The following is a 316-nucleotide window of genomic DNA, read 5'->3' on the forward strand; positions in this document are numbered from 1 at the left end:
CCCCCCCCCCCCCCCCCCCCCCCCCCCCCCCCCCCCCCCCCCCCCCCCCCCCCCCCCCCCCCCCCCCCCCCCCCCCCCCCCCCCCCCCCCCCCCCCCCCCCCCCCCCCCCCCCCTTTTAATGCTCCGGCGACCACCGAGATCTACACTGTTCGCATTTCGTCGGCAGCGTCAGATGTGTATAAGAGACAGGGCGTGGTCAACGCCATGCTGGCCGGCGACATCGACCTGACCTTCGACAGCATCTCAACCTCCATGCCCCACATCCGCAGCGGGCGCATGCATGCGCTGGCCGTCACCAGCCCGCAGCGCTCGGCG

At 75.6% G+C, this 316-nt stretch carries 1 pseudogene; it reads left to right on the plus strand.

Annotated elements, in window-relative coordinates:
• A pseudogene (locus JHD82_RS30145) lies at nt 1-316 on the plus strand (tripartite tricarboxylate transporter substrate-binding protein); the annotation flags it as partial.

Source organism: Delftia sp. ASV31 (genome assembly GCF_016428765.1).
Classification (GTDB): domain Bacteria; phylum Pseudomonadota; class Gammaproteobacteria; order Burkholderiales; family Burkholderiaceae_C; genus Comamonas; species Comamonas acidovorans.